Consider the following 16769-nt stretch of genomic DNA (forward strand, 5'->3'; position numbering starts at 1 on the left):
ACGAAATGTCCGCACCGCAAAGCGGTGCGGACTGGTATTCCCTGGAGGGGACGTTTCATGCAGTCCGTCGTGTTTCCCAACAAGGTGCTGCCGTATCTTCTGCTTGCGCCTCAGATCGTCCTGACGATCGTCTTCTTCTTTTGGCCCGCAAGCCAGGCTCTCTACCAGTCGGTCCTGCGCGAGGATCCGTTCGGCCTGAAATCCGGTTTCGTCGGCCTCGCCAACTTCCAGGCGATCCTGTCCAATCCGGACTACCTGCATTCGCTGAAGGTCACGGTGGTCTTCAGTCTCGCGACGGCCCTGTTGTCTATGGCTCTCGCTCTCCTGCTGGCCACGTCGGCAGACCGCGTGGTGCGGGGGCGCAACATCTATCGTACGCTTCTGATCTGGCCCTATGCGGTCGCCCCCGCCGTTGCCGGCATGCTCTGGCTCTTCATGTTCAATCCGGCGATGGGAACGTTCGCCTACATTCTGCGCCGGAACGGGTTTGTTTGGGATCCGCTCCTCAATGGCAACCAGGCGATGTGGCTGGTCATCGTTGCGGCGGCCTGGAAGCAGATCAGCTACAACTTCCTGTTCTTCGTCGCCGGCCTGCAAGCGATACCGAAATCGCTGATCGAGGCCGCCGCGATCGACGGCGCCCGCGGCAGCAAGCGGTTCTGGACTATCGTCTTTCCGCTTCTTGCGCCCACGACGTTCTTCCTGCTGGTCGTCAACACCGTCTACGCCTTCTTTGATACCTTCGGCATCATTCATGCCGTCACCGGCGGGGGACCGGCAAAGGCCACCGAAACGCTCGTCTACAAGGTTTACAACGACGGTTTCGTCAATCTCGACCTCGGCAGTTCGGCGGCCCAATCAGTGATCCTGATGATCATCGTCGTTGCGCTGACGGCCTTCCAGTTCCGCTTCGTCGAGAAGCGGGTCCATTACTCGTGAGACCCCGATGATCGAAAATCGCCCCATTTCCACCCTGATCAGCCACCTGGTGCTCGTGATCGGGATCATCATCGTTGCGCTTCCGATCTACTACACGTTCGTCGCGTCGACGCACACGTCGATCGAGATCGTGCGCCCGCCGATGTCGCTCGCGATCGGCGACCATCTCGTGGAAAATTACAAGGAAGCAGTCGGTGGCGGCGTCGAGCGCGTCGTCGGCGTCAGCCTCGAGCGGCTGCTTTTCAACTCGACGGTCGTGGCGATCGCAATCGCGGTCGGCAAGATTGTGATTTCCTTTCTCTCCGCCTTCGCGATCGTCTTTTTCCGCTTTCCGCTGAAGATGCTGTTCTTCTGGATGATTTTCATCACGCTGATGCTTCCGGTCGAGGTGCGCATCCTGCCGACCTACAAGGTGATCGTGGACCTAGGCCTGATCGACACCTATGCGGGCCTGACGCTGCCGCTGATGGCTTCGGCGACGGCGACCTTCCTCTTTCGCCAATTCTTCCTGACGATACCGGGAGAACTGGTGGAAGCCGCGCGCATCGACAATGCCGGGCCGTTTCGCTTTATGCGGGACATCCTGCTGCCACTCTCTGCAACGAACATCGCCGCGCTCTTCGTCATCCTCTTCATCTACGGCTGGACCCAGTACCTCTGGCCCCTGCTCGTCACCAACGACGCCAAGATGAATACGATTATCATTGGGCTCAGGCGGATGATCGACTTCACCGACGCCTCGACCCCCTGGAACTATGTCATGGTCACCGCGATCCTGGCGATCATCCCCCCTATCCTCGTCGTGGTGCTAATGCAGCGCTGGTTCGTCAAAGGTCTTGTGGAGACAGAAAAGTAATGGCTGAGATTACCCTTAAAGACGTCCGCAAGACCTACGGCACGGTGGAAGCGATCAAGGGCGTCTCGCTCGACATGGCGGATGGCGAATTCGTCGTGCTGGTCGGTCCGTCGGGCTGCGGCAAGTCCACGCTCCTGCGCATGATCGCCGGGCTCGAAAGCATCACCGGCGGCGATATCCTCATCGGCACGCGCCGGGTCAACGATGTGGAACCGGCCGAACGCGATATTGCCATGGTCTTCCAGAACTATGCGCTCTACCCGCACATGAGTGTGCGCCAGAACCTCGCCTACGGGCTGAAGAACCGCAATACACCGGCCGCCGAGATCGACCGGCGAATAGCGACCGCCGCCAGGACGCTGGAGATCGAACCCTACCTGGACCGCAAGCCGCGCCAGCTTTCGGGCGGCCAGCGCCAGCGTGTCGCGATGGGGCGGGCCATTGTCCGGCAACCGGCCGCCTTCCTCTTCGACGAACCGCTCTCCAATCTGGACGCAAAGCTGCGCGGACAGATGCGCATAGAGATCAAGCGGCTGCAGCGGTCGCTCGGAACGACGAGCGTGTATGTCACGCACGATCAGATGGAAGCGATGACGCTCGCCGATAGGCTGGTCGTCGTGAATGCCGGCCGGATTGAACAAGTCGGTACACCGCTGGAGCTCTACGAGAAACCCGCGACAACGTTCGTTGCCACTTTTATAGGCTCGCCCTCGATGAATCTCTTGCAAGGCAAGGACATGTCGGCGGGGTGGTCGCTCTCCCCGGATGTGGTGCGCCCGAATGCCGAATATACGCTCGGCATCCGCCCCGAGGATCTTTCCCCGATACCCGCCGATTCACCAGGTTTGCCATTCGCGGCCACGGTCCGGATCGACGGTATCGAACTAGTCGGGGCCGAGAGCCTCCTGCATGGTCGGCTCAAAAACGGCAGCGAATTGATCTTCCGAGTTTCCGGGCGAGCACACAACGAGATCGGCGACGAGGTGAAAGTTGGCGCCGGTGCGGAAGCTCTCCATATGTTCAGTGCAAACGGCGGCCACCGACATGGATAAGTCGCTCGCAGATTGCAATCGAGCCTGACCGCCACCCCCGCTCATACATTAGTAGTTGGAAAGGTACGATTTCGCCATCACGTTTTACCTTTGAATCGCACATGGTCTGAACTTCAGCAGCCAGCGGCACCAATGAAAATGGCGGACATCTGTGCTCGACGGAAAAGCCAAGGTCCCCAACGATGACATTATGCGATCCTCAGGATGGAGTGCTCTGCTGAGCTTTCAAACCGACGCCCTGACGAAGAGAAGTTCCAATGAAAACCAGGATAGAAATCGCAGCGGACCTTCAAAGACTGGGCATCCAACCGGGCGACCTGGTGATGGTCCATGCCTCTTTGAAAGCCATCGGTGGTGTCGAGATAGGCGCGGCCACTGTCGTCGGCGCTCTTCTCGACGCTATCGGGCCAACGGGCACCGCGATGGGATATGCCTCATGGGACCGATCACCGTATGAGGGACACTGAACGGCGCTGAGATGGATGAGAAACTGCGTCGTAACTGGCCACCCTTTGATCCTGGGACCTCGGCAACATATCGCGGTTTCGGCATGCTCAATCAGTTCCTCGTCCAAAATCGCAGTACGCGACGAAGCGCTCACCCGGACGCATCAATGGTCGCGATCGGTCCTCTAGTGGAAATACTCACAGAGCCACATTGTCTTGGACAGGCGTTGGGAAAAGGCTCGCCTCTTGAACGTTTTGTCCGCCTGGGTGGAAAAGTTCTGTTGCTTGGTGCTCCGCTCGCCTCCGTGACCGCGCTGCACTATGCCGAGGCTATTGCCAATATTCCCGGTAAACGCCGCGTGACCTACGAGATGCCGCTCCTAGGTCCAGACGGTCAAACGATCTGGGAATTGACGGAGGATTTCGACTCAAACGGCATCCTGGATTGCTTTGCGGTCGATGGACAGCCGGACGCGGTGGAAACGATCGCGCGTGCATACATTGCCCTCGAACGACACCAGATTGGCCGAGTAGGAGACGCATTCTGCTATTTATTTGATGCGCAGGACATCGTTTCCTTCGGCGTGACCTATCTTGAGAGCCGTTTTGGCGAGAGGCCATCGTCACACATGAGCGATCCTTGATTAGAGCCGCTTCGCAATCATCGACCGCGACACAACGACAACGAGGCCGATCAAGACCGTCCCTGCGATGAAGAGAAAGGCCGCTGCCGCGATTGCAGGGCTGATATTTTCACGGGCTGGAAAACATTTGCCGCGCCAACGTCCGCTGGTTCGGGCCTGCGCAGAAGAGCGTGAGGACGACTTCGTCCAACGACGTCGCAAAGGCGAGCACAGCGCCAGAGAGTACGCCCGGCATGGCGAGTGGCAGGGTGATACGGCGGAACACCGTGGCCGGCGAAGCTCCGAGGCTCTGGGCCGCAAGCTCGACGCGTTCGCGCTCACCACCGCAAAAGGCACCGCCACGACTGTGTGGGCGATGATCACGCCCATGTAGGGGGACGATCGGCCAACCCCGCAGCTTAAAAGTACGAGTCTAAATGATGACCTTCCAAGCGAAGATCATCAATCTGCAGCTCAGTTTGTTCCGAACCGTTCAAGCATCTTTCGCAACTGGACGTTCTCTTGTTGAAGCCGATGCGCGAGCAGCCCTTTCAGCCGACGGTTCTCTACCTCGAGCACGGCAAGCTCGTCGTAAAGTGCTTCGGGAGCAGCGGTAGTCGTCCTGCTACCAAGGGGACGACCACGGCGCGTTGGCCCTTGGCGCTTCGGCTTATCTTCTGGTGGAATCGTCTTCGTGCGGTTTGCTTCCATCGGCGAGATGGAAGCAGGATGGGAAACATCCTCGGTGCGAATGTTCTCTTCTGTCGGGGCCGCCGGATCTGAGGTCCGCTCAACGGCGCCGGTCCCAGCGCTCTCGTTCGGGCAAACCTCCGCACTTTGCCCCGGAGAAGGCTCGTCGGGGCACTGAGCCGGTTCGAACAGTTGCGGCGCTTCGGTCTCCGCCTGGCGCACGAGGGCTTTCAGGTCCGTATCGCCCCAGATGGAAGATGGATTGGTTGTCGTCCGCCGCCGGGCCGATTTGACTTCGACGATAAACTTGCGCTGCTGCGGTTTCATAGGGATCCAACGTTGAAGGCGCGCCATCAGCTTACGACGCGTCAAAGCGCTCAAGCATTTTCTTGAGCTGCATGTTCTGCAACAGCAACTTCTCTGCCAGCCGGCGTCTAAGTTGCCTGATGTCCTCGTCCAGTGCGGTCATCTCATCGGCGAGTGTCATCGGCGGCTGAGGAGCACTGGAGTCGCTATCTCCATACTCGACGGCATCGGCCACGGCAACAGCGCTGGCGCTCGTTTTCCGGCTGCGCCTTTGCCTTTTCGTCGGCGGTGGTCGCGTTGGTCCGGCGGGTTCCAGAAGCGCCACGCGATCGTCGGGACTTGACCGGTCGACCGTTGTGGTGGGCGCCCGTTCACCGCCGACAGTCGCGGCGTCGAGATTACCTGCAGCCTCGTTCGGGGCTTCCACTATCGGTTCGTCAACTTCGCCGAGCGGTTCCTCGATCGCGATTTCACGCGGGCTTTCCGGCTCCTTGACCGTTCGCCCCAAAGACGCCAGTTGGACCAGATATTTCCATGGTGATTTCATATGTGCCGCCACCTCGAGCAATGGCACCGAATCCTCCGCTGCAGCTCTCGACGAACGGCAGCGAGAATGTGATGAGGAGGGCCGATCGCTTAAATCCAATCAGCCCTTCACCGATGATCAGGCAAGACCCAGTCGCTTGCGCAGATCGGCGTTCTCAGCTCGGAGTTTTTCGGCCAGCGCCTTGCGGAGCCGAGCGTTCTCTTCTTCAAGCTGACGAAGATCAGCAATGTCGTCGAGGACTGGGACCGGAGCCGGCGTTTCGATCGTTTGCTTTGCCCCACGGGTTTTTCCGGTGCCCTTGCCGACCTTCTTTCCCCTGGTTTTGGCAACGGCCGGCGCCTCTGCCGACCTGTCTGCGCGCTTCCTGCGTCCTCTCATGGGCTGGGCAGCAACTGCCTCCGGTGTTTCAGCAGTTGCGTCTGAAACGACATTTTTCGGCCGCGGTCCTCGGCGCTTCCTGGGCGGCGCTGCTTCCGCCGGTGGCGCCGTCTCTGTGGTCTCGGTATTGCTCTCGTCTGCCATGAGTGTTTTCCCTCTCGAACTGATGATCTTTTCCAATGAGCAGCGAGCAGAGTCAACATCACACCTAGCGAGGTCATCCCTGCTTTAGCGTGAAGCCGTCGCCAGCAGCGGGAAAGCGTACCAGGTACCGGCCGCGAATGCGGCCAGGGGCGGTCCGCGCTGCTCCGCTGGCAAACCCATTTTTTTTGCGGCAGCGTACCGGAATCGGGGAAGCAGACCGTCCCTCTCTCGAGCTTGGCGGTTAGCGTACATGAGCAATTTATGTTGGATTGCGATCCCTGCCCGCGCCCAGTGAACCATCGGGCTGCGCTATTCGCCCCGCCTACAAGAGGGGCCTTTCTTTCCGGCACATTGGATTAGCAAGCCAAACGTACACTGTGACCCGTAATCTGCGGTATGACTTCCTGCGCCTCCCGACCGCGCGCGGCCGCCATTCTCAGCTTGCTTATTGCAATGCATTGGCGCCGGATCGCCCTAGCGATACGGCATACGTATCGAAAGGAGGCCGAAAGCAATGCCAATGAGTAGGAGCAGAGCCACTTGAGAAACCATCTCAGAGGAGAAGTCCTCAAACACCTGGCCCTCCCGTCGCTTTCGGGACTTCGACTGCGCAAGCGCCTGAATTGTCCCGATTTGGCGTTCACGAAGTCGTTGCGAGATCGTTAGGCGTTTGATTTCGCTCGAATGTCCGCCAGCAATATATTCGCGAGATCGACGAACTGGCCCTGCGGAAACTTTGACAAATACGCTTCAATCATCTCGACGTTACCGGTGTCTCGAACTGTTTCCCAGAATGAAACCTCGATACCAGGGTCGGCGTCGCCAGCCCCTCCTTGCGCAACGCGTGCGGCTGCCAGTTCGGCGAACTGACCCGTCGGGAACCGCTTCAGGTAAAGGAGATACTCGGCCGGGTCGTCGCTCTCCTGTACCGCCTCCCAAAAGGCCACCTCGACTAGACGCACCTCGTCGCTTTTGTCATCTACTGAGAAGGGCTCTTCGACAGACGAGGATCGCTCGGCGGTGTCGACGGACGATAGCTCCGCATTCAGGCTTGGTTCGGCCTGCGGGTCGAACAGGACCCGGAAGACCCGGAGTGGGCGCGCAATGTTCTTGACTTGGTGCTCACCCAAATCCTCGAAGGTGGTATCCACGCGATCGCGCAGATGATCTCGTACCCCTCTTGTCACGCAGATACCGCCGGCATCAGCGAGGCCTTCGAGCCGGGCGGCGATATTGACGCCATCCCCGAAGATATCGCCGTCTTTCACCAGAACGTCGCCGATATTGATCCCGATGCGGAAGTTCATCTTCCGGTCGTCGGCAAGCGCCTGATTGGCACGCCACATCACCTGCTGAATGGCGACTGCGCAGTTGAAGGCATGGAGGATCGATGGAAATTCCGCCAACACGCTGTCGCCGGCGGTCCCGAAAATCTGACCATGGGCGCTTTCGATAAGACCGTCGACAATAGTGCGGTGCGACGTCAAAGTCGCAAGCGTCTGCTCTTCGTCGGCATTCATCAAGCGAGAATAACCTTCGATATCGGCCGCAAGGATCGCTGCAAGCTTTCTTTCAAGTGGTGGCGCCTCCATGTGAACGGTCCAATCCAACGCCTTCGTTTCCACTGTGCAGTCGAACCATCAACCGATGGGAATGCAGCTTTGTTCCCTTCCGCAGGCGCTGGAAGCAGGCTATGTTCGGCATGAACCGATCCGAATGACACGCGCCGCCAGACGCTCGTGCTTACCGCCAAGGCTGACGAAGTGCTGCGGCGATCGCGCACCATTCACCAGACCGAAATCCGTGACACGGCCCCGCGCCTGATAGAGCCTCTCAGCGATCTCCGAGAGAACGGCCCGCGTCAGCCGCTTGAGCAAGCCAATGTCAAAGACACCTTTCCCTGTGAAGGCCGCCAGCAAGGCTAATGGGTCACGCGCCTCATAGGCGAGCCCAAGTGATCATCCGAACCGGGATCAGCGGGGCCGGCGGCGTCGACGGCGTGTTCGAGCAGGTCGCTGAAATCACCGATTGGATCTACCGAGATTGACTAGCTGGACGCCAAGCAAGCGATGAGATCGTATTTGGACATCGAGGTCTCCGCGACAGGTGCCAAAAGTCTCTCCTCCAGCTACCAACCTGTCGCGGAGAGCTCGATACCGAAATCGGGGCCTGCGCCCTATTGGAGATTTACAATGGTGACTAAGCGCATGTTCAAGAGCGATGCCTTCGAAGCGATCCACACCGCCGTCGAAGGTATGTATGCTGCAGGCAGCATCGACAAGGAGACGATGCGGACCTTCGATGAGGCCTGCCTGTCCGTCCGGCAAGAGCTGACCCCAGGCGAGATCAAGGCGCTGCGCGAGTAAAATCACGTTAGCCAGCCAGTCTTCGCGCGCTACCTCAATACCAACGAGTCGACCGTACAAAAATGGGAAACCGGCGCGAAGCGGCCGAGCGGACCGCAATGAAGCTGCTCTCGATCGTTCGGAAATATGGTCTTGAGATGCTGTCCTAGTGGTCAGACTCAGACACTTCGAACCCTCAGAGCGGCTCACGCGGGGCGGTTTGCGTAGGGCAGCTTTGCGGACGAACCTGCCGTAGAACGATACGCCGTTCAGACCTACACCGATCATTCACTGGGAACCGACTTGCTGCAGGACAGCTGCGGCATTCCTCCATTCGGGGTCGGCGCGAAGTATCGATTGAGATCATCTTCTGTGCGTGGGAGCCGGCGCACGCGCATGTTTGACAATCGGCTTCACGCGGAGGCTTGCCGCTGCATCCAGCGAAGCAGGGCTTCCAAGGCCCCGCGCCTCGGGTGCTCGGCCCGATAGACAAAGTAGAAGCCGTAGCCGGGCAGAACGATATCGCTGACTCGCAGAAGACGGCCATCGCGAAGCTCCCGTGCAACGAGCACGTCACTACACAGCCCAAGACCCTGTCCGGCTACGATCGCTTCGATCCCGTGGTGCTCTTCGTGGATTTTCAGTTGCGGTGGCCGGACGGTGCCGCTGATTCGGTAGCCTGCCGCTCGGGCCGCAGTCTCCCAGTGACGCCAAGTGGGCGCACCTACGTCGGTCAGGGGCCAGCCGACCTCGACACGTGGCAGATCGAGGATCGCCTGAGGCTCGATCATGCGGACGCCTCCCTGAAGAATCGACGGCGCCGCAACGACGTGGAAGGTATCGCGAAGTAGCTCCACCGCGACTCCGTCTGTCGGGGATCGCCGCGCATAACGGATCGCAACGTCAACTTCGCCCGTGCGAAGGTTCAGTACCGTATCCGTTCCCACAAGGTCGAGTGTCGATCCCGGCGCTTCCGCTCGCCAGCTTTCCAGGCGCGGCAGCAGCCAGCGCGCGGCGAAGGCACTGGTTGTCGTCACCCGAAGATGGCCGATCGGGCTGCCAGGGGTAAGGCGCGCAAGCTCGTCCGAGATCGACAGAAAAGCGTCCCGGACAACCGGCAGAAGCTGTGCGCCCGCAGTGGTGAGCTGCAACGGCCTCGGCTGGCGCTGAAAAAGGGGCTGGCCGCAATAGCGTTCGAGTAGCCGTATCTGGTGGCTGACGGCTGTGGGTGTGACGGACAGTTCCTCGGCCGCCTTCCTGAAGCTCAGAAGGCGGGCCGCGGATTCGAAGGCCTGAAGCTCTCGAAGAGGCGGAAGGCGGTGCATGCGTCGAATTCTAGATGAATTGTACTCACCTTGCCTCGAATTCTTTGCTGTTGCCGCGCATCTCATCGAGTCCGATCATTCCGGCATTCTGGAAGGAGATCATCATGCTGGACGGACAATCGGCATCGACCGCTGCAACCATGATCGAAAGGTTTGAACAGATCCGCCCTTTGCTGGCAGAGCAATCCGGGCGCTTTGACGCGGATCGAAGGCTGTCGGACGAGGTGTTTGGTGCCTTGAGCGAAGCGGGGTTCTTCCGCCTCCTGCTGCCAGCTCAGCTGGGCGGATGCGGGCTTTCGCCCCTCGACTTCATGACCGTGGTCGAGCATGCCGCAACAGTTGATGGAACAATCGGCTGGCTCGTCGGAAACGGAGGCGGCATTTCGCGCGCTGGCGGCTATCTGCCGTTGGACGCCGCACAGAAGGTGTTCGGGAAACCGTCGGCCTTCGTCGCCTCAAGCACAGGCGCGATTGGCAAGGCGGTCCCTGCTAAGGGTGGATACCGAATCACTGGCCGGTGGCCTTTTGCCAGCGGCGCGCCACACGCCACGACCTTTGCCCCGCTTTGTGAAGTGAACGAAGGCAGTGGGCGGATCGTTCTAGCGTTCTTGCCCCGTGAGGCCGTCAATCTGATCGACAACTGGCATGTGTCAGGGATGAGAGGCACCGGAAGCTGGGACTTCGAGGCAGACAACGCGTTCCTGCCAGCCGAATTCGTTTGCGACTTTCAGCCAAATCCTACCCACGCCGGTGTCGTCTATCGCCTTCCGGGCATTTCCGCCTTTGTCTGGACTGTTGCCACAGTGCCGCTTGGGATCGCGAAAGGCGCAATCGACGCGCTCATCTCGTTAAGCTCCGGCCACCGTCGTCAGGGCATGACCGTCCCCGTCGCAGAACGCGAACTGGCTCACGCAGAGATCGGGCGCTGCCTTTCGCAGTGCAGGGCGGCTGGCGCCTACATGCGGTCAGCCATGTCGGCCTTGTGCGCGTCCGTCGAAAGCGAGGGCTCTGACCTGGTTGCGGCCCGGATCAACTACCGGCTTGCCTGTTCTCACGCCGCTGAAGTCGCAGTGAGCGTCGTACTGCGGGTGAACGATCTGATCGGAGCCCGGGCCCTTGCCGAGTCCCAGCCCTTCGAGAGGCGCGAACGCGACGTTCGCGCGGCGGCCAAACACATCGCCATGAGTGCCGAGCAGTTTGTGATCGGTGGCCGCTACGCTCTTGGCGGCGATATCAGCGGCGCAAGCTTCTAACGATCAGCGCGCGCTGGTCCCGACGTAATCCGCCGCGTCGGTCCGCTGTAGAGCTGCCGGGGCCGGCCGATCTTCGGCGTCGGGTCCGTGATCATCTGTTTCCACTGGCTGATCCAGCCCACCGTCCGTCTGATCGCGAGGATCGCCGTGGGGAAGCGCATCGCCTCAGGCGGCCGCTCCGCCTCAGAGGCTTTGCCCCCTTACCCGGAAGCGCCCAGCGGCCGCGAGCGGCGAGCCTATGGGCGCTGCGAGGCTATCGGAGGTCAGAGCAGAAAGCGCAAAGAGGGCTCTTTGCCGTCATCTGACAGTTTCTGTCAGCCTTCGGCCGACCTAACCTCCTGACGCCAAAGCCTGAAATCCACGGTTTCGCGCGGCGATAATCCGGTCGGGGTCGACGGTCCATCGAGAGGGCCTGGCCTCGGTGGCGTTGTGCTCCTGGATGAAGCGGTTGATGGCGGCCTGCAGATCGACGAGGGAATGGAACACGCCATGTTGCAGGCGTCTCCGCGTCAGCTTCGCGAAGAACCCTTCGACGGCATTCAGCCAGGAGCTGCAGTTGATAGCGGAGCTCATCGCCCGCACGGTCGGCAAACGGATGTCAACTACACCATCCGCTCCTGAAGCAAAGGCGCTACGTCGAGTGCGGAACATATCGCGGCACACGACCTCATCAGTGCCAACGATTATGCGGCTTTCGAACTCCCAGATGATCCTTCTGCGGCAATGTCAATCGCCCTCCCTCGTCTCCAAAATCCGCTACTTCGAAGATAAGGAGTCGACGGTATGTTCTCGCGCACGACATAGGACGCTCGCAGTGCTTGCATGCCGGCGTTCACGCTATTGATGCCCCGGAACCGAGCTGATGTCATTGGTTCGTGGTACCGAATGGCATATCCTGGAATGACGATATTCCTGGATTGGCACGGACTGCGATGCGTCAGAAGTCACCGAAGACGAAATCTCCGCGAGAGAACTCCGACCCGGTTCTCGCCCGTGAACGAGAGGTCGCCAAGACCGTGGCAATCAATGCTCTTCTCACCCGGCCGATCGCAGTTCTTCCAGCCAAGATTGGCGACCCGATCCGACCCTTTGCACTCGGGCTCTGGGATGAAATCCGCCCTCTCCTGAAACCGGAATTCAGCGTCACGGCTCTGCGCAAGACGATGGCAACTTATGTGCATTCGCGGAGCTATCAGATCGCGGTCGCGCGACCCGGATCCGTCCGCCATGACATCAATGGTACACCGGTCGGTCCTGTATCGGACGCCGACAGGTTGGATGCACAACAGAAGTACGAGGGTTTCAAGGCGCGCGATGGATCACGCAATCCAAAGTCGGCACCTCCCCTCCCCACCCCAGCGTCAAAGTCGGACGTGATCCGCGCTGGCCTCCTCAAACGGAAGGACACCCCGCGCTAGACAAGCGGCGGCCTCCCTGACGGCCGAGCAGTGAGAAAGTGACGCGCAGTCGAGATAGGAAGCCAGCTCCGTTGTGATTCCTCTGGACTTATTTGCTACCAGCAAGCATGCGGTTTTCAACACCGGAGCTACGGCGCAAAGGCCCCGGGGTTGCCTGCGGGGCCATTCGTTAGGGCTGCCTGAACCCGTCACATAGGGTCATTTCCCTTCATCGCGTTCGACATATGCGTCTTGCATTTGTCGTTGTCGTTTGAGGCAAGTGCTTCCTTCGCCATCGCCAATTCCTTATTGGCGTAGTCCTTCTTCATCTCGTCTGTCATAGCCTTGACGTCAGTTTCGAGCTTCGACATGTTGGCTTGATCACACACGATATCGGACAAGGCAAAGGCAGAAGGCCCAGCAAGCGCGAGTAGCACAGTCGCCGTCAGTAGTGTCTTCAACATCGTTATTTCCTCTTCGACGCGTGGAATGTCGGGCCAACCATCGAGCGAGAGTGACGTTCCGCCGGGCGAGAACACATCGTCGTGATCTGACCTGCCGCCGGTCTCCTTCCTGATACGCCAATCGCAGTCGGTAGGTGGATCGTTGTCGTTGCGACTGATCCAAAATGGCGACACAACCGGTGGCGAGGACACCTATGATTGAGACGATGATCGAAGTCGCGGGATCCCGGTATTCATCGGATGTCCTCCGAACGGAATGCATTTTTCGCCGCTTGTAACTTAGACACGAACCTCGCCGTTATTATTCCGTGGTTATTGTGATCCGAGGTTCGCGCCCTGCGCGGCCAATCCACCCTACCCTTGCGGAGCAAGGCTCGTTCTGATGCCAGCCGCGGCAAAGCGGGTGAGCTGAATCTGGGTTGCATCCTCGGTGTAAAGGATGTGAACCGCGCGGCCGCTCGCCGTGAGCTTTTCAGCTTCCTTGAAGGCGTCTTCAAAACTGACAGGTATTGCATCACTGGGCGCAGAGGGATCGTCCTGTTCCAACACGTAGAATGTGGCGTTTCGGATGTCTGTCATCGGTGCGCTCCTTTCGCGCAACAATAGCTGGCGAGCGCGATAGTTCCGGATCATAGGAGATTTGGCGGTCGCTGCATCATCGATGGCAGACCAAAACAGGCTCAGGCCGGTGATACGGCAGGGCGGCAAGGAACCGGCAGACACGCCGGCGACCGAAGCATCCGCCGCCAAGGCTGCGCCGTCGTTATTCGCATCGTCCGCGTCGGAATCCGCCTCGCCACAACAGGGCACATCCAGCGCCGGAGGCGGTTCGGTCGGATGCGGACATCTTCGACAGGATCGAACGCCTCGCGGCACTTCACGCGAAAGGCATTCTCACGGATCAGGAATTCGAGGCCACGAAGTCGGAGTTGCTCAGCCGACTATAGCATCCGATGAACGGGGCTTGCCACGGAGATCAATTGGAGGCTTCCATCGAGCCGCGCCGGGCGATGACGGCCGTCAATGAACTGCAACCGGGTCAAGGCGTCGCCGACCAAAGTCCCGATTGTGGTAGGGAATCGAAGGATCACGACAGTCCCTACCAAAGAAATGAGCCCTTCCATCTTACCGCACCCCCTGCCCTTCTTCGATGGCAGGTTTATGAGGCGAAGGCCAGAACGATTGCGATAACGAGCAGCAAGGGGCCCATCCACTTGAAGTGGCGGGCCAGCGGCAGTTGGTTTGCCGGGTTTCTCGACAAAGTCACATACCCAAAGCCCACGGACGTCATCCACAGGCCGGCGCAAAACATGATGAATTCGTCAATATAGTCTGCGACCATGACTCTCCTGCTTTCTTCGAGGCTTTGCCATCAGTCCTCCTCAACCTCGCCAGTGTCTTCGCAGTGGCAGTGCGCATATCCCTCACGTCGGCGGGGCACCGTCGCTTTGGGGATTGTCCTGCTGGCTTCACACGGGTGACACGCCAAAAGCCCGTCTCCATAATTCCGATCATACCAACAAGACCGAGACCCATTAGCAAATTATAGAAGGTCATGGATATAGACCGCTCGTGCCTTACAAAAGCACATATGTGCTCCACTCGGTGTTGCAAGCGGATAGTACGGTCCAGATTGCGGCGCCAGAACCCGCTTAGGCCCTTGCTTGAAGGCAGGGACCGCACCTCAGCCGTCGGGCGAAATGAAAATGCATGAAGCCGGGAAGCATGCTGACAACGCGAGCAAGGTTGACGCCCTGAAACAGGCGTAGCCGCAGTCCCTGCTCTTACGCCAAAGCCGCCACCCTTCCGGGTGACGGCCTTTGATCACCAGCAATTTACAAAGATTACTGTGCAGCCTCTTCGATTAGGTCCGCGACGGCTTGGGGCTGCGACACCATCACAACATGGGATGCACCCTTGATCACGACAGTGTGCTTTGAGCCTGCCCGTTCGGCCATGAAGCCGAGTGCCTTCGCTGGGATGTTCTTGTCGCCGTCCCCATAGATGAAGTAGGAGGGCAGCGTTTTCCAGGCCGGCGAACCGGACTTTTCCGTCAAGGCAGCTTCGGTGATCGGGCGCTGGCCGGCGGCCATCAATGCCGCATCCTCAATTGAAACGTCGTGGGCGAACTGGTCGTGAAACTTCGCCTGGTCGATGGAAAGATCGACGCCGCCATCTACCAGCTTGACCGGAGCGGCGAGCGCTTGGCCAAGTGTTCCGCCCGGGAACTTACCGGCGAGATCGGCAGCTGCTTCCCCTGCTTCCGGAGCGAACGCTGCCACATAGACCAGCGACTTGACATTGTCCTTGCCGTTGGCAGCGGTCGAGATCACCTGGCCTCCGTAAGAATGCCCGACCAGGACGACGGATCCTTTGATGCTCGAGATGATGTCTGAAACATAGGCCGCATCACCGGCGACACTGCGCAGGGGATTGGCCGCGGCAACGACCGTGTAACCGTCCTTCTGAAGGATCTTCGTCACACCATTCCAGCTCGACGAGTCGGCGAAAGCGCCGTGGACGAGAATGACTGTGGGCTTTGCGGGCTGGGCAATTGCACTGCCGGACAGGAGAGCGGCGGCAAAGGCAACGGTGGCGGCGAGTTTGAACATGACGATATCCTTCGTGGCTCGGGATCTAGGTTCAGGCGTGAAGCTGCTAATTTATTTGTGTGCGATTCATTTGTGTGCAACACATATGTTTCCGGAATGACTATGTCAACTGCTTGCAAATAGATCGTGGGCGAATTATTTTTGCGGAAAGGAGATCGCGATGACGAAGCCAGACGACCATCGCGGCGTCGCCGGAATGCTCTGCTTTTCCCTCTATTCCGCGAGCCACGCATTCACCCAGCTTTATCGGCCATTACTGGACAAGCTGGGCCTGACGTACCCGCAATACCTGGTCATGGTGTCGCTCTGGAATCGCGACGGCCAGAACGTCAAGGAGCTGGGTAACAATCTCTTCCTTGATTCCAGCACGCTTACGCCGTTGCTCAAGCGCCTGAACGTTGCCGGCTTAATCACGAGAACGCGCAACCCCCAGGACGAACGCGAGGTGCTTCTGCACCTGACGGAGGAAGGCCGCGCCCTGCAGGGTCAGGCCGATGATGTCATGCATTGCATCGGCGATGCGGTTGCGCTGGAAGCGGACGCTCTCGATACCCTCCGCGCCACGATCGACGGCCTACGCAACAGGCTTCAGGCACGGGAGAGATAGTTCGAAACCCTCCTCGTTGAACGCTTCGCGATAGCAAGCCGGTGGCGGTCCAACCTCGTACCAAACAGGGGTCCCGCCAGCGGGCGCGCTCACCAACGTTTCGTTCGCTTCGCGGCACCGCAGGCCGCTATCGACCACTGATGTAGGAAACGCACCCGCTTCCCTCTTCTTTGTTAACTAAGCGAGTGAGTCATTTAACAAAATAGCTGTTTCGTTTATTTCGAAGAGATCTGTCAGGCCGAGGGCGGATATCATTGCTCGCCCGCGTTACTCACGCGGGCGCTGTGTCCAGGCTCTACCGGTCGGCCGCGACCGCTCTTATTCGCTGCAGAACAGCCTCCACTTGGTGGGCCTGAAGGCGATTCGGCTTCTGTGTGCAAAAGACGCGCGCTCCGGCGGCAACTCGATTTCGACGGCCGCATGCGTATTGCCCAGATCTAGCTCGAGATGGCGCGTACCGGCAACCCGCCGGCTCCCGATGATGAAGCCTTCAAGGCTGCCCCGAGAGCCATCGACGAGTTCTATGTCGTGCGGGCGGAAATACAGTAAAGCCTCGCCATCGCCTTCGGTTGCAGCACGCAGCCCTGTGGGCAGATCTTCGAACCGGATTTCGCCGTTTGAAAGCATGACCTTTAAGCAATTCGACTGGCCAATGAACGTAAGCGCGTAGGGACCCCCACGTATCATTTGGCGCGCTGATCGGGGATTTTGTGCATGAGTTATGCGGAGAATCCTATGAGCGACAGTGTGAATCAGCCACGAACATTCGAGGTTTTGACGGCGGC

17 protein-coding genes and 6 pseudogenes are annotated in these 16769 nt (G+C 59.4%); 10 read left to right on the forward strand and 13 right to left on the reverse strand.

Translation table 11 applies throughout. From position 1 onward, the window contains the following. The first annotated feature begins 57 nt into the window (after nucleotides 1-57). From ugpA to aac(3), 4 genes and pseudogenes are all read left to right on the forward strand, one after another. A complete protein-coding gene (ugpA, locus tag IB265_RS35450; protein ID WP_057251362.1) occupies nucleotides 58-939 on the forward strand; it encodes a sn-glycerol-3-phosphate ABC transporter permease UgpA in 882 nt (293 codons plus the stop codon). A 7-nt stretch (nucleotides 940-946) separates the two neighbouring features. Next, entirely contained in the window at nucleotides 947-1795 is an 849-nt protein-coding gene (ugpE, locus tag IB265_RS35455; RefSeq protein WP_057251361.1) for a sn-glycerol-3-phosphate ABC transporter permease UgpE, read from the forward strand. Further along, nucleotides 1795-2847: a sn-glycerol-3-phosphate import ATP-binding protein UgpC gene (locus tag IB265_RS35460; RefSeq protein ID WP_192496149.1), complete on the forward strand. Its 1053-nt coding sequence runs from the start codon at nucleotides 1795-1797 to the stop codon at nucleotides 2845-2847. The genes ugpE and IB265_RS35460 overlap by 1 nt, the downstream gene beginning before the upstream one ends. A 257-nt stretch (nucleotides 2848-3104) precedes the next feature. Continuing rightward, nucleotides 3105-3937, forward strand: a pseudogene (gene aac(3), locus IB265_RS35465) (aminoglycoside 3-N-acetyltransferase). Here aac(3) and IB265_RS35470 read toward each other — a convergent pair. From IB265_RS35470 to IB265_RS35490, 5 genes and pseudogenes are all read right to left on the reverse strand, one after another. Next, nucleotides 3938-4318 (reverse strand): annotated as a pseudogene (locus tag IB265_RS35470) (ABC transporter permease); the annotation flags it as partial. It abuts the pseudogene before it with no gap. 72 nt (nucleotides 4319-4390) lie between these two features. Then, a complete protein-coding gene (locus IB265_RS35475) occupies nucleotides 4391-4987 on the reverse strand; it encodes a hypothetical protein (protein ID WP_192496150.1) in 597 nt (198 codons plus the stop codon). Beyond that, the gene (locus tag IB265_RS35480; protein WP_192496159.1) at nucleotides 4965-5486 is read right to left on the reverse strand and encodes a hypothetical protein; all 522 of its coding nucleotides are present in this window, start codon (nucleotides 5484-5486) and stop codon (nucleotides 4965-4967) included. Before IB265_RS35480 ends, IB265_RS35475 begins: the two co-directional genes overlap by 23 nt. A 90-nt stretch (nucleotides 5487-5576) precedes the next feature. After that, nucleotides 5577-6017: a SyrB-like regulator gene (locus IB265_RS35485; protein ID WP_246806159.1), complete on the reverse strand. Its 441-nt coding sequence runs from the start codon at nucleotides 6015-6017 to the stop codon at nucleotides 5577-5579. A 626-nt stretch (nucleotides 6018-6643) separates the two neighbouring features. Beyond that, nucleotides 6644-7573: an adenylate/guanylate cyclase domain-containing protein gene (locus tag IB265_RS35490; RefSeq protein ID WP_192496156.1), complete on the reverse strand. Its 930-nt coding sequence runs from the start codon at nucleotides 7571-7573 to the stop codon at nucleotides 6644-6646. Nucleotides 7574-8173: 600 nt separating this feature from the next. On the opposite strand from IB265_RS35490, the pseudogene IB265_RS35495 reads away from it, so the two are divergent. After that, a pseudogene (locus IB265_RS35495) lies at nucleotides 8174-8496 on the forward strand (helix-turn-helix domain-containing protein). 243 nt (nucleotides 8497-8739) lie between these two features. On the opposite strand, the gene IB265_RS35500 reads toward IB265_RS35495, so the two are convergent. Continuing rightward, nucleotides 8740-9651 (reverse strand): LysR substrate-binding domain-containing protein, encoded by a 912-nt coding sequence (locus tag IB265_RS35500; RefSeq protein ID WP_058320949.1) that lies wholly within the window; start codon nucleotides 9649-9651, stop codon nucleotides 8740-8742. A 104-nt stretch (nucleotides 9652-9755) separates the two neighbouring features. Here IB265_RS35500 and IB265_RS35505 point away from each other — a divergent pair, with 104 nt between their 5' ends. After that, nucleotides 9756-10904 carry an acyl-CoA dehydrogenase family protein gene (locus tag IB265_RS35505; protein ID WP_192496151.1) on the forward strand — a complete coding sequence of 383 codons (1149 nt, stop codon included), beginning with the start codon at nucleotides 9756-9758 and terminating at the stop codon, nucleotides 10902-10904. Here the strand turns inward: IB265_RS35505 and gltA are convergent. After that, nucleotides 10901-11071, reverse strand: a pseudogene (gene gltA, locus IB265_RS37200) (citrate (Si)-synthase); the annotation flags it as partial. The gene IB265_RS35505 and the pseudogene gltA sit on opposite strands and share 4 nt — an antisense overlap. A 163-nt stretch (nucleotides 11072-11234) precedes the next feature. Continuing rightward, nucleotides 11235-11453: pseudogene (locus IB265_RS35510) on the reverse strand (IS630 family transposase); the annotation flags it as partial. A 326-nt stretch (nucleotides 11454-11779) separates the two neighbouring features. On the opposite strand from IB265_RS35510, the gene IB265_RS35515 reads away from it, so the two are divergent. Further along, complete coding sequence (locus IB265_RS35515) at nucleotides 11780-12322, forward strand: ProQ/FINO family protein (protein WP_244495620.1); 543 nt, start codon at nucleotides 11780-11782, stop codon at nucleotides 12320-12322. A 188-nt stretch (nucleotides 12323-12510) separates the two neighbouring features. Here the strand turns inward: IB265_RS35515 and IB265_RS35520 are convergent, their stop codons facing one another. After that, a complete protein-coding gene (locus IB265_RS35520; protein ID WP_112996702.1) occupies nucleotides 12511-12765 on the reverse strand; it encodes a hypothetical protein in 255 nt (84 codons plus the stop codon). A gap of 354 nt (nucleotides 12766-13119) precedes the next feature. Further along, nucleotides 13120-13515 (reverse strand): hypothetical protein, encoded by a 396-nt coding sequence (locus IB265_RS37205; protein WP_246806161.1) that lies wholly within the window; start codon nucleotides 13513-13515, stop codon nucleotides 13120-13122. Between the two features lie 107 nt (nucleotides 13516-13622). Here IB265_RS37205 and IB265_RS37670 point away from each other — a divergent pair, with 107 nt between their 5' ends. Further along, a complete protein-coding gene (locus IB265_RS37670) occupies nucleotides 13623-13712 on the forward strand; it encodes an SHOCT domain-containing protein (protein WP_309140593.1) in 90 nt (29 codons plus the stop codon). Between the two features lie 212 nt (nucleotides 13713-13924). On the opposite strand, the gene IB265_RS35535 is transcribed toward IB265_RS37670, so the two are convergent. Both IB265_RS35535 and IB265_RS35540 read right to left on the reverse strand, forming a co-directional pair. After that, nucleotides 13925-14107 carry a hypothetical protein gene (locus IB265_RS35535; protein WP_058328914.1) on the reverse strand — a complete coding sequence of 61 codons (183 nt, stop codon included), beginning with the start codon at nucleotides 14105-14107 and terminating at the stop codon, nucleotides 13925-13927. Nucleotides 14108-14609: 502 nt separating this feature from the next. Beyond that, the gene (locus IB265_RS35540; protein ID WP_057251348.1) at nucleotides 14610-15377 is read right to left on the reverse strand and encodes an alpha/beta fold hydrolase; all 768 of its coding nucleotides are present in this window, start codon (nucleotides 15375-15377) and stop codon (nucleotides 14610-14612) included. Between the two features lie 172 nt (nucleotides 15378-15549). Between IB265_RS35540 and IB265_RS37940 the strand changes: the two are divergent. Both IB265_RS37940 and IB265_RS35545 read left to right on the forward strand, forming a co-directional pair. Beyond that, nucleotides 15550-15642, forward strand: a pseudogene (locus tag IB265_RS37940) (MarR family transcriptional regulator); the annotation flags it as partial. A gap of 30 nt (nucleotides 15643-15672) precedes the next feature. Then, complete coding sequence (locus IB265_RS35545; RefSeq protein WP_375293112.1) at nucleotides 15673-15984, forward strand: MarR family transcriptional regulator; 312 nt, start codon at nucleotides 15673-15675, stop codon at nucleotides 15982-15984. Between the two features lie 318 nt (nucleotides 15985-16302). Here the strand turns inward: IB265_RS35545 and IB265_RS35550 are convergent. Next, nucleotides 16303-16769 (reverse strand): TOBE-like domain-containing protein (locus IB265_RS35550; RefSeq protein ID WP_192496153.1); only part of this gene is annotated, 467 nt, incomplete at its 5' end.

It is taken from the genome of Ensifer sp. ENS10 (assembly GCF_014852025.1).
Classification (GTDB): Bacteria; Pseudomonadota; Alphaproteobacteria; order Rhizobiales; family Rhizobiaceae; genus Ensifer.

Excerpts from the sequence above, each read along its gene's own strand:
- ugpE (WP_057251361.1), top strand. The coding sequence starts at position 947 with ATGATCGAAAATCGCCCCATTTCCACCCTGATCAGCCACCTGGTGCTC.
- IB265_RS35545 (WP_375293112.1), top strand. The coding sequence starts at position 15,673 with ATGGTGTCGCTCTGGAATCGCGACGGCCAGAACGTCAAGGAGCTGGGT.
- IB265_RS35500 (WP_058320949.1), bottom strand. The coding sequence starts at position 9,651 with ATGCACCGCCTTCCGCCTCTTCGAGAGCTTCAGGCCTTCGAATCCGCG.
- IB265_RS35490 (WP_192496156.1), bottom strand. The coding sequence starts at position 7,573 with ATGGAGGCGCCACCACTTGAAAGAAAGCTTGCAGCGATCCTTGCGGCC.
- IB265_RS35505 (WP_192496151.1), top strand. The coding sequence starts at position 9,756 with ATGCTGGACGGACAATCGGCATCGACCGCTGCAACCATGATCGAAAGG.
- IB265_RS35535 (WP_058328914.1), bottom strand. The coding sequence starts at position 14,107 with ATGGTCGCAGACTATATTGACGAATTCATCATGTTTTGCGCCGGCCTG.
- ugpA (WP_057251362.1), top strand. The coding sequence starts at position 58 with ATGCAGTCCGTCGTGTTTCCCAACAAGGTGCTGCCGTATCTTCTGCTT.
- IB265_RS35520 (WP_112996702.1), bottom strand. The coding sequence starts at position 12,765 with ATGTTGAAGACACTACTGACGGCGACTGTGCTACTCGCGCTTGCTGGG.
- IB265_RS35540 (WP_057251348.1), bottom strand. The coding sequence starts at position 15,377 with ATGTTCAAACTCGCCGCCACCGTTGCCTTTGCCGCCGCTCTCCTGTCC.
- IB265_RS35460 (WP_192496149.1), top strand. The coding sequence starts at position 1,795 with ATGGCTGAGATTACCCTTAAAGACGTCCGCAAGACCTACGGCACGGTG.